11 protein-coding genes and 1 tRNA gene are annotated in these 12485 nt (G+C 57.6%); 5 read left to right on the forward strand and 7 right to left on the reverse strand.

What is annotated here, in order from left to right; translation table 11 throughout:
• The first annotated feature begins 1 nt into the window (after window position 1).
• Window positions 2-1621, forward strand: coding sequence for a glycoside hydrolase family 43 protein (locus FNY10_RS16880; RefSeq protein ID WP_160702435.1), 1620 nt, complete (start codon window positions 2-4; stop codon window positions 1619-1621).
• Between the two features lie 4 nt (window positions 1622-1625).
• Here the strand turns inward: FNY10_RS16880 and FNY10_RS16885 are convergent, their stop codons facing one another.
• The 7 genes from FNY10_RS16885 to ahr all read right to left on the reverse strand — a co-directional run bounded on the left by FNY10_RS16885 (window position 1626) and on the right by ahr (window position 9369).
• Window positions 1626-2384 carry an IclR family transcriptional regulator gene (locus tag FNY10_RS16885; RefSeq protein WP_100685341.1) on the reverse strand — a complete coding sequence of 253 codons (759 nt, stop codon included), beginning with the start codon at window positions 2382-2384 and terminating at the stop codon, window positions 1626-1628.
• A gap of 847 nt (window positions 2385-3231) precedes the next feature.
• Window positions 3232-4536 carry an ABC transporter substrate-binding protein gene (locus tag FNY10_RS16890; protein ID WP_160702433.1) on the reverse strand — a complete coding sequence of 435 codons (1305 nt, stop codon included), beginning with the start codon at window positions 4534-4536 and terminating at the stop codon, window positions 3232-3234.
• The gene (locus FNY10_RS16895) at window positions 4529-5602 is read right to left on the reverse strand and encodes an ABC transporter ATP-binding protein (protein ID WP_131050792.1); all 1074 of its coding nucleotides are present in this window, start codon (window positions 5600-5602) and stop codon (window positions 4529-4531) included. The genes FNY10_RS16890 and FNY10_RS16895 overlap by 8 nt, the downstream gene beginning before the upstream one ends.
• A gap of 5 nt (window positions 5603-5607) precedes the next feature.
• A complete protein-coding gene (locus FNY10_RS16900; RefSeq protein WP_160702431.1) occupies window positions 5608-6432 on the reverse strand; it encodes a phosphodiesterase in 825 nt (274 codons plus the stop codon).
• Window positions 6433-6442: 10 nt separating this feature from the next.
• On the reverse strand, window positions 6443-7330 hold the full coding sequence (locus FNY10_RS16905; protein WP_160702429.1) for a carbohydrate ABC transporter permease: 888 nt from the start codon (window positions 7328-7330) through the stop codon (window positions 6443-6445).
• Window positions 7320-8192: a carbohydrate ABC transporter permease gene (locus tag FNY10_RS16910; protein WP_131050795.1), complete on the reverse strand. Its 873-nt coding sequence runs from the start codon at window positions 8190-8192 to the stop codon at window positions 7320-7322. Before FNY10_RS16910 ends, FNY10_RS16905 begins: the two co-directional genes overlap by 11 nt.
• A 157-nt stretch (window positions 8193-8349) precedes the next feature.
• Window positions 8350-9369: an NADPH-dependent aldehyde reductase Ahr gene (gene ahr, locus FNY10_RS16915; RefSeq protein ID WP_160702427.1), complete on the reverse strand. Its 1020-nt coding sequence runs from the start codon at window positions 9367-9369 to the stop codon at window positions 8350-8352.
• 278 nt (window positions 9370-9647) lie between these two features.
• Between ahr and FNY10_RS16920 the strand changes: the two genes are divergently transcribed.
• From FNY10_RS16920 to FNY10_RS16930, 4 genes are all read left to right on the forward strand, one after another.
• A tRNA-Leu gene (locus FNY10_RS16920) sits at window positions 9648-9732 on the forward strand.
• Between the two features lie 658 nt (window positions 9733-10390).
• Complete coding sequence (locus tag FNY10_RS26640; protein WP_009652349.1) at window positions 10391-10543, forward strand: hypothetical protein; 153 nt, start codon at window positions 10391-10393, stop codon at window positions 10541-10543.
• A 169-nt stretch (window positions 10544-10712) separates the two neighbouring features.
• Complete coding sequence (locus tag FNY10_RS16925; RefSeq protein ID WP_042927208.1) at window positions 10713-11324, forward strand: hypothetical protein; 612 nt, start codon at window positions 10713-10715, stop codon at window positions 11322-11324.
• A complete protein-coding gene (locus tag FNY10_RS16930; RefSeq protein ID WP_047694118.1) occupies window positions 11321-12463 on the forward strand; it encodes a helix-turn-helix domain-containing protein in 1143 nt (380 codons plus the stop codon). The genes FNY10_RS16925 and FNY10_RS16930 overlap by 4 nt, the downstream gene beginning before the upstream one ends.
• The last annotated feature ends 22 nt before the right edge of the window (window positions 12464-12485 follow it).

A 12485-nucleotide genomic window follows, 5' to 3' on the forward strand; every position in this document is an offset into this window, starting at 1 on the left:
TATGTACACGATTACTAACCCTGTTCTGACCGGGTTTAACCCGGACCCGTCAATGTGCCGCCAGGGCGAGGATTACTACATCGCGACGTCCACCTTCGAGTGGTTTCCGGGGGTGCGCATTTACCACTCGCGGGATTTGAAAAACTGGTCGCTGGTGAGTACGCCGCTGGACCGCGTATCGATGCTGGATATGAAAGGCAACCCCGACTCCGGCGGGATCTGGGCGCCGTGCCTGAGCTACGCCGACGGGCTGTTCTGGCTGCTGTATACCGACGTGAAAATCGTCGATTCGCCGTGGAAAAACGGTCGCAACTATCTGGTCACCGCCCCCTCCATTGAAGGGCCGTGGAGTGAGCCGATAGCGATGGGTAACGGCGGCTTTGACCCGTCGCTGTTTCACGATTCGGACGGACGTAAATACTATATTTACCGGCCGTGGGGGCCGCGTCACCACAGTGACCCGCACTGTACGATCGTCCTGCAGGAGTATTTCCCGCAGACGCAGACCCTGTCGAAGACGCGAAAAACCCTGTTTACCGGCACGGCGCTGCGCTATACCGAAGGGGCCCATCTGTACCATAAAGAGGGCTGGTACTATCTGCTGGTGGCCGAAGGCGGCACCAGTTATGAACATGCGGTGGTGGTACTGAGAGCGAAAAATATCGCCGGGCCGTATGAACTGCACCCGGACGGGACGCTGATGACCAGCTGGCATCTGCCGGAAAATCCGCTGCAGAAAAGCGGCCACGGTTCGCTGCTGGAGACGCACACCGGCGAATGGTATATGGCCTATCTCACCAGCCGCCCGCAGCGCTTACCCGGCGTGCCGCTGCTGGCCTCCGGCGGGCGCGGCTACTGCTCGCTGGGGCGGGAAACCGGCATCGCGCGCATCGCCTGGCACGACGGCTGGCCGTCGGTGGAAGGGGGCAAACACGCGCAACTGAACGTGCCGGGGCCGCAAATGGCCGAAAGCCGTGTCGTGGCTGATGAGCGCTGGCGAGAAGAGTTCAACGGCCCGACGCTCGACCCGGAGCTGCAAACGCTGCGTATCCCCTTCGACGAGACTTTAGGCTCGTTGCATGCCCGGCCAGGTTTTCTGCGCCTGTATGGCAACGATTCGCTCAACTCGACGTTCACCCAGTCCACCGTCGCCCGGCGCTGGCAGCACTTTGCTTTCCGCGCCGAAACGCGGATGGAGTTTGCTCCGGAGAATTTTCAGCAGAGCGCCGGCTTAACCTGCTATTACAACAGCAAAAACTGGAGCTACTGCTTCGTTGACTATGAAGAGGGGCAGGGCAGAACCATTAAGGTATTGCAGCTTGACCACAACGTGCCGTCGTGGCCGCTGCATGAACATCCGATTGCGGTCCCGGATGCCGCGCAGAGCGTGTGGTTACGGGTTGATGTCGACCATCTTGTCTATCGCTACAGCTACTCGTTTGACGGCGAGCAGTGGCACACCGTGCCGGTGGAATATGCCGCCTGGAAGCTGTCGGATGATTACATCGGCGGGCGCGGGTTCTTCACCGGCGCTTTTGTCGGCCTGCACTGCGAGGATATCAGCGGCGACGGCTGCTATGCGGATTTTGACTACTTTAGCTATGAGCCGATAGTCGGCTAAGTCTTCAGGCCGGGTAGCCCAGCGCTTTTGACAGCTGGCGCCCGGCCTCTTCCAGCAAGGCGCGGTAACGCGCGAGCTCGGCTTCATCGACGCGGGAGGTGAGCGTGGACAGGCTCAGTGCGGCAATGACCCGCGATTCATGATTCCACACCGGTACCGCCACGCAGCGCACGCCCTGCTCATTCTCTTCGCTGTCCTGCGCATAGCCCTGGGCGCGGGTTTGCGCCAGCGCCGCCAGCAGCGCCTCGCGTGAGGTCAGCGTCGCGGGGGTAAACGGCGTGTACTGATAGCCCTCCAGCAGGGTATTTTGCTCCGCCTCGCTCAGCCAGGCGATCAGCACCTTACCGATCGCCGTTGCGTGGATGGGGAGCCGGCGGCCGATGCGCGAGTAGGCGATGGCGGCGAGCCTGCCTTCGATTTTCTCGATGTAGACGCCTTCGTGGCCGTCAAGAATGCCGAGGTGGGTGGTCTGCCCGGTGCGCTGCGAGAGATCCGTCAGCCAGATTTTCGCCTGCTGGCGAATATCCATCGTCCCCACCACGAAATGACCGCGTTCGACCAGCTTCATGCCCAGGCGGTATTTATCATTTTCCGGGTTCTGATCGATATAGCCGTGCAGCTGTAAGGTTTTGAGCAGCGAATGGAGGGTGCTTTTACTCAGGCCCATCTGTTTACTGATGTCGGTTATCTTCAGTTCCGTGGCTTGTTCGTTAAACAGGTCGAGGATCGTCAGGGCTCGTTCAACAGACTGAATAATAGGCATAATGCACGACTGCTCACGCTGGGAGGGAAGGTGAAAACGTACCCTTTTTACGCTGAAAAATCAAACGGCTGGCGTGAAAAGGGCGAGCGATATCACCTCAGGGAACACGTTCCCGGATGGTGGGAACCCCGATGGCGGGAACCCCGGATGGCGGCGCGAGCGCCTTATCCGGGCTACCCGTCTCATGTCGCCCCGGTAAGCGCAGCGCGACCGGGGGGGATTTTCGGGTGCGGTGGGCCCCCGGTGGTGGGCCCCCCGGATAGCGGCGCCAGCGCCTTATCCGGGCTACCCTCCATGTAGCCCCGGTAAGCGTAGCGCCACCGGGGGAATTTCCGGGCTCGGTGAGCCCCCCGGATGGTGGGAGCCCCGGATGGCGGCGCGAGCGCCTTATCCGGGCTACCCGTCTCATGTAGCCCCGGTAAGCGCAGCGCGACCGGGGGAATATTTTCGGGTGCGGTGGGAATTCCCCGGTGGCGGGAACCCCCGGATAGCGGCGCGAGCGCCTTATCCGGGCTACCAGTCTCATGTCGCCCCGGTAAGCGCAGCGCGACTGGGGGGATATTTTCGGATGCGGTGGGGCCCCCGGTGGTGGGAGCCCCGGATGGCGGCGCGAGCGCCTTATCCGGGCTACCCGTCTCATGTAGCCCCGGTAAGCGCAGCGCGACCGGGGGATATTTTCGGGCCACGGCGGGCCCCCGATGGCGGGAACCCCCGGATGGCGGCGCGAGCGCCTTATCCGGGCTACCTTCCATGTAGCCCCGGTAAGCGCAGCGCCACCGGGGGAATATTTTCGGGTGCGGTGAGCCCCCCGGTGGCGGGGAATCCCCGGATGGTGGCAAGAGAGGGTTTACTTCACTTCGGCGAGAGCGGTTTTGTCGACGTAGGGTTTCATCAACGCATCGGCTTCCTTCTGCGCGGTTTGCACCGCCGCTTCCGGCGTCACTTTGGCGTCGTTGACTACCGCCGCCAGCTGGTTCTCCATCGCCTTACGCACGGCGACGGTCTCCCAGGTGGAGTACCACGGATGGGCGTACTTCAGCTGCTCCAGGGCAATCGCCGCACGCGGATCTTTTGCCAGATACTCTTTCATCTCCGGCGTATCGTAAGCGGCTTTGCGCGGTGAGAAGTAGCCGGTGAAGCGGCTCCAGGCGCCGTTGACCTGCGGGCTGACCAGATACGTCAGGAACTGATACGCCGCTTTCTTCTGCGCGTCGTTAATGCCTTTAAAGCTCACCAGGCTGGCGCCGCCGATTGGCACCGCGCGCTGTTCTTTCGCCGGCAGCATCGCCACCCCGAGCTCAAAGTCTTTGCTGTTCTCGCGCATAAAGCCCAGCGCTCCGGTGCTGAGCATCGCCATCCCCACCTTGCCGGAGAAGAAGCTGGCGCTGATCTGCTTCGAGTTGAGCACGCCGGAAGGCATCACTTTGTCTTTGTAGATCAGATCCTGCCAGAAACGCAGCGCCCCGATGGTGGTCGGCGTGTTGTAATAAACTTCACCCGGATAATCTTCGTTAAAGTATTTCCCGCCGTTGGCGCGCACCAGCGCCGAGAAGATCCAGCCGCCGTAGTCATCGTTGGTCGACGGCAGCATGATCCCCCACTGACCTTTGCTCTCATCGGTCAGCTTCTTAGCATCCGCCAGCAGCTCGGCCCAGGTCTGCGGCGGCTGTTTGATCCCGGCCTGATCGAACAGCGTTTTGTTGTAATAGAGGATCGGCGTTGAGTTATGGAACGGGATCGCATAGGTGGTGCCCATCACCTGGGCATTTTTCTGCATCGCCGGCCAGAACTCTTTCACCAGGAAATCGCCCGCCTTTTGATCGCCATACTGGAACAGATCGTCCATCGGCAGGATCTCATCCTTCAGCGCCAGATCGGTGGTGAAGTTGGCGGACATGATAACCAATGCCGGCGGCTGTCCGGCCTTCTGCGCCGATTCCGCTTTGATCTTGGTGGTGTCGTAGTTGCCGGTGAAGATCCCGCGCACTTCGACATCCTGCTGCGAATCGTTGAAGGCTTTGATGACGCGGGTCATCTCCATGGTCAGCTTGCCGTCTACCGGCGCCGGAAACATGAAATCGATCTTCTCTTTCGCCAGCGCCGTGCCGCAGAGGGCGAGGGAAAGCCCGACGGCTGTCAGGGTTTTAAGCATGGTCAATCTCCTGGAGTAAATTGTGCTGTTGCTCAGCATGAAAAAGATGAATATCGGCAGGCGAGAAGCCGAGGGTCAGCGTGTCGCCTTTTTCCGGCACCGCGCCGCGATGGCGGCGGCTAAAACGCAGGGTGCCGATGGGGGTGCTGACGTGGAGCAGGTAATCGGCTCCCATCAGTTCTCGTTGCAGGACGGTGGCGGACAGGCGCAGATGGGCCTCCTCCACGCGATCGCTGATATGTTCCGGACGAATGCCGAACCAGACGCGGGACTCGTCGCGGTAGCGCGGCGGCAGCGGATGGCGCAGTTCGCCAAGCTGTACCTCGCCGTCGGCGCAGGGCAGCGACAGCAGATTCATCGACGGCGAGCCGATAAACCCGGCGACAAACAGGTTGGCCGGGTGGGCGTAGAGGTACTCCGGCCGCCCGACCTGCTGGACGTGGCCGCCGTTCATCACCACGATGCGGTCGGCCATCGACATCGCCTCGGTCTGATCGTGGGTGACGTAGACGGTACTGGTTTTCAGCTGCTGGTGGAGGTCCATAATGCTGTCGCGCACTTCGCTGCGCAGGCGCGCGTCGAGGTTGGAGAGCGGTTCATCCATCAGGAACAGGCGCGGGTTGCGCACAATGGCGCGGGCCATCGCCACCCGCTGGCGCTGGCCGCCGGAGAGTTTCGCCGGCTTGCGGTCCAGCAGCGTTTCCAGCTGTAGCATCTGCGCCACTTTATCGACTCGCGGCTGCCAGCTGGCCTTATCTTCTTTTCGCACCTTCATGCCGAAGGTGATGTTGTCCTGCACCGACAGGTGCGGGAACAGGGCGTAGTTCTGGAAGATCATCGCGAAGTTGCGCTCGCGCGGCGACAGGGCGGTGATGTTCTCGTCGTGCAGCCAGATCTCCCCTTCGCTCACCGGCTCCAGCCCGGCCAGCAGGCGCAGCAGGGTGCTTTTGCCGCAGCCGGAGGGGCCGACCAGCACCACGAACTCGCCTTCATGAATATCGAGCGAGAGGGCGTCGAGGGCCGGTTTACCGTCGAAACGTTTACTGATGTTTTGCAAACTAAGCATGAGGATTAACGCTCTTCCGTTGGACAACTGATTTTTTCGTCGTACAGCCACGGCCCGGCATAGTGCGCCAGCGAGTGCTGATAGCTGACCCACTGCTCGCCGACCTGGCGATGCATCAGGCATGACGCCGGCGACAGGTCGTAGTACGGGCGGGTATCTTCGTGGCAATAGGGCACCTGATGGACGGTTCCCGGCACGGTGGAGATGATCGCCTGGCGATACTGGGTCAGGGTCAGGCTGTGGTTATGGCCGCAGAAGATGCGCGTCAGCGACGGGAAACGTTCCACCAGCGCCAGCAGGCGATGGCCGTTTTCACAGGCGATGGGGTCCATTTGCGCGTTGCCCAGCGGCAGCGGCGGGTGGTGCATAAACACCGTCGCCGGCTTGTCGCCGCCGTCGAACAGTTGCGCTTCCAGCCATTTGATGGTCTCGTCCGTCAGCCTGCCGCTGGAGGTACCGGCGCGGCTGGAGTCGATAAACAGCAGGCGGGTGGCGAAGTCGTCCACCGCGTAGTGCATATTCTGCGGGTCGTTGCCGAGCTGCGGGCACAGCGGGTGCAGATATTCGAGAAACAGGGCTTTATCGTCGTGATTGCCGGGGATCAGATACAGCGGATAGTTCAGGTTGCCGAGGATCTGGCGGGCAACCTCGTACTCCTGCGGGCGGCCGCAGTTGACGATATCGCCGCTGACCACCACCGCGTCCGGGCGCTCCTGTAGGGCGTTGAGCTGGGAGACCACGTCGGCATTGGCGGCGTTAACGTCGATAAAACCGTACAGCTTCTGCCCGTGGCTGCGGAAATGGGTATCGGAAATCTGGGCTAACAGCATAGATAACTCCTTATTTGATCCCGGAGAAGCCGAAGCTTCGCAGGAACTGTTTCTGGAAAAGGATGAACGCCAGCATCAGCGGCAGACAGACCATCAGGGTCCCGGCGCCGATGGTGCCCCACTGGCCGCCGGATTCGGCGCCCATGGCGAAGGAGACCAGCCCCACGGTCAGCACCTGTTTATCGGGATCGTTGAGCATCATCAGCGGCCACAGATACTCGTTCCAGTGGTAGGTAATGCTGACGGTGGCGAAGGCCAGCACCGACGGCCACGACATCGGCAGCAGCACGCGGAACAGCACCTGCCACCAGCGGCAGCCCTCCATCAGCGCGGCTTCTTCCAGCTCTTTGGGGATGGCGAGGAACGCCTGACGCATCAGGAACACGCCGAACGCCGAGGTGAAATAGGGCATCATCACCCCGGTGAGGGTGTTGAGCAGGCCAAAGGTCTTCAGGGTCAGCATGTTCGGCACCATCATCACTACCGGCATGATCATCAGCTGAACGAGGAACAGCAGGAACAGCGTCTGCTTGCCGCGGAACTCGTGGCAGGCGAAGACATACCCGGCGGTAGTGATGGTCAACAGCTGCACGAAGAAGGTGCCGAAGGTGAAGATAAGGGTGTTGGCGTACAGGCTCAGCCAGTCGGCGCTGGCCCAGGCGTCGCGGAAGTTATCCAGCGTCAGCGGCAGACGCGGCAGCAGCGAGGCCATATCTTCGCCGAAGGTGGTGGCGCTAAACGAGGCCGCCAGCATCCAGATAAACGGACTGACCCACAGCAGCGCCAGGCAGCACATCAGCACGGTGAGGGTGAACGGCTGCGAACGGCGCAGACGCAGCCACAGCGGATGCGACGTGCTCTGCGAACGAACAACCAGCGGAGTGGCTTCAGCGCTCATAGTGGGCTCCTTTCTCCAGCAGTTTGAGGTTAAGCAGCGAGAAGGCGAACAGCCCGGCCAGCGTCAGGAAGGTGGCGGCGGAGGCTTTGCCGAGGTCGTGGGTATCCCACGCCAGATTCTGGATGTAGTAGAGCAGCACGGTGGTGGCGTTATCCGGCCCGCCGCGGGTCATCACCGCCACGTGGTCAATCTGGGTGATGGAGTAGATCAGCGCCGTGGTGATGACGAAGCTCAGGGTCGGGCGCAGCAGCGGCAGCGTGACCTTAAAGAACACCTGGCTACGGGTGGCCCCTTCCATAATGGCCGCTTCGCGCGTTGAAGCCGGGATACTCTGTAACCCGGCGAGGAAAAACAGCATGTAGTAGCCAGCGAACTTCCACACGCCAATCAGCGCCAGTGCAAGCAGCGCGGTATTGCTGCGTCCCAGCCAGTTGTTGTTCATCGGCCCGAACAGCTTCGCCAGATAGTGGTCGAGCAGGCCGAGACCGGGCATAAAGATAAACAGCCACAGCGCGGCGGCGCTGACCATCGGGATAATCATCGGGAAGAAGAAGGCGGTGCGCAGCCAGCGGTTGACGCGGTGGTTTTCGCTCAGCGCCACCGCCAGCAGCAGGGCCAGCGTCACGCCGGGGACCACCGTCAGCAGGATGTAGAGCAGGTTGTTGAGCAGCGACTGCCAGAAGACGTTATCGGCAAACAGGCGGACGAAGTTATCCAGCCCGACGAACGGCGCGTTGTCGCTGGCCATGCGGGTATCGAACAGGCTGTCGTACACCGAACGGCCCAGCGGGAACCAGGTAAACAGCAGTAAAAACAGCAGGGAGGGTGACAGTATCAGCCAGGGGAGCCAGGTTTTTCTCATGGTGGCAGACGTCTCGTTCAGGTGTTTATGGAAGCCAGGATTGTGGGAACGAATGACTGCAAGGGGATGGCGGGGAGATGACCGTTTAATGAACCTCAGCGGGCGCCGGATGAGGGAACAGGCCGGGCAGACGGGCCGCCCGGCGGAGAAGGTGGCGTTAGAAGTCGGCTTTCAGCACCACGCGATAGCGGGCTTTACCCTCGCGCACGTGTTTCAGCGCGTCGTTAATTTGCGACATCGGGAACAGCTCGGTGGTCGGGGCCACTTTGCTGCGTCCGGCGAACTTCATCAGCTTGCGCAGCTCGGACGGGTTGCCGGTGGCCGAACCGGAGATACTGCGGTCGCCGCCAATCAGGGTAAAGGCGGGGACCTGCAGCGGCTTCATCACCGCGCCGACGGTATGGAAGTTGCCGCCGTAAGCCAGCGCTTCGAAGTACGGCTGCCATTCGAGATCCACCGCCACGGTGTTGATGATCAGATCGAACTGGCCGGCCAGTGCTTTTAAGGCTTCTGGATCGCGGCTGTTCACCACCCGATCGGCGCCCATCGCCAGCACTTCCTGCTCTTTCGCCGGGTTGGAGCTGAAGGCGGTGACTTCGGCGCCCATGGCGCGCAGCAGTTTAATGGCGATATGGCCGAGGCCGCCGATACCGATGACGCCCACGCGGCTGGTGGCGGTGACGTGGTGCATCAGCAGCGGTTTAAAGACGGTGATCCCGCCGCACAGCATCGGGCCAGCGGATTCGATATCGATGCTTTCCGGCAGCGGGATCACCCATTGCCAGTCGGCGCGCAGTTTATCGGCGAAGCCGCCGCGGTTGATGATGGTCGGCACCGAACCTTCGAGGCAGTTGATCTGGTTGCCGCCGATGCAGGCGTCGCAGTGCCCGCAGCTGCGCGCCGTCCAGCCGATGCCGACCTTCTGGCCGACTTTCAGCCCTTTATCCTGCGCCGCGCTGCCCAGCGCCGCTACGCGGCCAATCACTTCGTGGCCGGCAACCAGCGGATAGCTCGACATGCCCCATTCGTTGTCGAGCATCGACAGGTCGGAGTGGCAGATGCCGCAGTATTCGACCTGCACTTCGACATCCTGCGGCAGGAGTTCACCCGCGTCGTACTCCCACAGCGACAGATCGGCGCCCGCTTCTTTGGCGGCGTAGCTTTTAATTGTGCTCATCACGATTTCCTTGGTTTGGCGGAGATAGACAGACAGTGTAGAGCATGAGGCAGGGCGATGCCTGGCAGAATGAGGCAGACAGACGGGCAATGGAAGGGGAGGGGGAGGCGGTCGTGCAGGGAGGTTTGCCGGGCAACAGAGGAGGAAAATGTGACCTGAGACGGTCCAGAGGGGGCCTGGCGCTGTTTTTTTCGACACTTAGCGCGGCGGAGACACGCTGCTGCTTGCATGGCGGCCATCGACAGGTATAATCCACAACGTTTCCGTATCCCTTCAGTGCCGAAGTGGCGAAATCGGTAGACGCAGTTGATTCAAAATCAACCGTAGAAATACGTGCCGGTTCGAGTCCGGCCTTCGGCACCAATCAAGAAAAACCCCTTAGAAACAACGAGTTAATTAAATAACTCTGCCTTTCTTGCCTGTGTTTTTTGCTTGAATAATGTCACCAACGATTGCCGCTGTGTTTGGTAGTGGCTTTTGGGATGTTATCACGCAGCGGCAGGTAGTTTCCAGGCTCAACCCTGTACAAACGTGAACGGTCAGCACTGACGACTTAATTTTATGTCGCTGGTCTATTCGTTGCGCTTTTCCTTTGAAGCCGGAAGACGCCGCCAGCGTCTCTAATCCTTTTCCCATAACCCTTGTCGATGTGGCTCGCGCTTCGTGCGGCGCTCCATGATGCAACACGTCGAGATGACGTTGCAGCGAATAAACAGGCGTAATGTTGGGAAGACTAACCGGATCGGGAAAGAGTCCGGCTCTGCCACGGTTTCAGCCACCGGTTCACAAAGGCTACCTGATAAGAAGCCATGACAAGGCGTCATCATCTCTGTGAAGGGACAAAAGCTATCTGCGGATGTCGCTACGCTCCGCCTTTCGTTATGTGCCCAACACGGCACGTAATGGTCACCTATTGCCTTCGGCACCATTTGGTAGGGTATTTTGGCATCTGGATTTGTCACTGCGATTTTCTGTAGCCTGCCCTTATGGCCCCAGTATGAGGGCCGATCTGGAGGTAATCATGGCGAAGAATGCAGCAGCAACCAAACGCAACAACCGTAAAATTCACGCTCGTAAGTTTCTGGCGACACCAGAGGGCAAAGCATGGCTCGAACGTAAAAAGGCAGAGGAGGCGGAGTTGAAGATGGTGACGGAGGCCAAGAGATTTATCTGACTATAGCTAATTATAAAGCTGCTTATGCACTGACTATGTTTTGGTGCTTGTAGAGGCATATACACGCAGATTTGTATGTACTCATTACGGCTCAATTGATATGTGCTGGTTGACAAAATCAACGTTTTCCGTAAATATGGTTGACAACATTTCACCAGGGTAAGCCGTTATGAGCAATTATCGAACAGTACTAATGAACGCTTTTGATTTAAATCATCGTAGTTCCATGATTCGTTCCATATCTCAGGCTTACTTGATGTCTGCCGAACGTAGCCGCGAATTCGGTGTGTTCTCTCGTGAGGCACAACCCTATCTTCGCTGGTTCTATTGTGAAGCATTACTGGAAAAAGCGGCTATCAATCTTGGGTTGGATTTTCAGGCTGCACCTAATGTAGCCCGCAACTGTCGCCACTTATCGATTAAGTCTAACAACTGGACTCTTACCACTCACCATGTTAACGGGCCAGGACAATTACCGCGTAAGGCTCGCTACCGAGCTGCATATGCACAAAGTATGAATTACGATCTTTTTGAAGGGTTTGAAGACAGCGATAATGTGCTTCCAAGCGTTGGTGGTCACGTTTATCTTTTACACGATGGTGTAGGTGCTTCGCTGGAAGCGATAAGTTTGACCATTCCTACACCAGACTTGCGTGCTGTACTGTATGCTGAATCATTAGAGTTAGTTTCTTCTTATGAAGTTGAGGAAGAAGCTATTGAAGATGAACTTGATGAAAAAATCGCCCTTAGGGTCGATGAAATGCTAAGAAAACAAAAATGAACGTAAGCCCGCTTATTTCGCAAAATCGTGACAAATTAATCAATCCTGAACGTCTTACCGAGGCAAGGGAGGCTAAAGGGTTGACTATGGCTGACCTTGCTCGTTTGCTTGAAATTTCTCGGCAAGCGGTTTCTGCGTTTGAGAAAGGGCTGAAAAATCCATCCCATGAAACATTAAATCAGCTCTCAAGGGTATTGGGTTTCCCTGAGGCTTTCTTTTTAGCTCCCGAATCTTCACCCAACATTAAAGGCGCTGTTCATTTTCGTAGTCGAGCTTCCGCAAGTAAAAAGGAACGCTTAATGGGCACAACGAAGGGAAGATGGGTGACAGGTATACTCACTAATCTGCTCCAATATGCAATTTTGCCTGAATTGAAGCTACCGCCTATTGATATTGATGATTTTGAAATGCTGACGCCAGGCGATCTCGAAGATATCGCAACGCAAACCCGTAGATATTGGGGACTGGGTGATGGTCCGATTAAGAATCTAACTCAACTGCTTGAAAATAATGGTGTTGTTGTATCGAATATTCATGCGGGTGATAGGGTCGATGCCTTTTCATTTTGGTCTAATTCCGGTCCAGTCATTGTTGCTGATAAAAATTGCACGGCGGTTCGGTTGAGATTTACTATTGCACATGAATTGGGGCATCTGATACTGCACCGTTCGGTTCAAGATGATTATCTTGACGATAAAGAGCTTTTTAAGAAAGTTGAAAAACAAGCGGATTACTTTGCTTCTTGCTTCTTGCTTCCTGCTTCTACTTTTGGCAATGAGTTTTTCTCACCAAGTTTGCAGGGGCTGATAAAGCTGAAAGAACGTTGGGGTGTTTCGATTGGAGCGCTCACCATGCGAGCGTCGAGCTTGCATCTGATAAATGATAATCAGAAAGAATATGTTTTCAGGCAATTGGCCCCTTATCGGAAAAGAGAGCCATTGGACGACGTAATAAAAAGTGAAGAGCCTAAGTTAATAAATAAGCTTGCTCATTTGCTTGATGAGCATAACATAATCACTAAAAGTGAGCTTTTTGAAAGCTCTGCTTTGCCTGATGCTGATTTTATTGCTATCACCAAAATAAAAAAATCGGAAATATATTCCGAAAAAGAAAATGTTATTTCACTAAAATTGAAGTAATTGAAGCTATTTCTTCATCAGA

The sequence above is a fragment of the Klebsiella sp. Lac1 genome, assembly GCF_009825425.1.
Lineage (GTDB): Bacteria > Pseudomonadota > Gammaproteobacteria > Enterobacterales > Enterobacteriaceae > Klebsiella > Klebsiella electrica.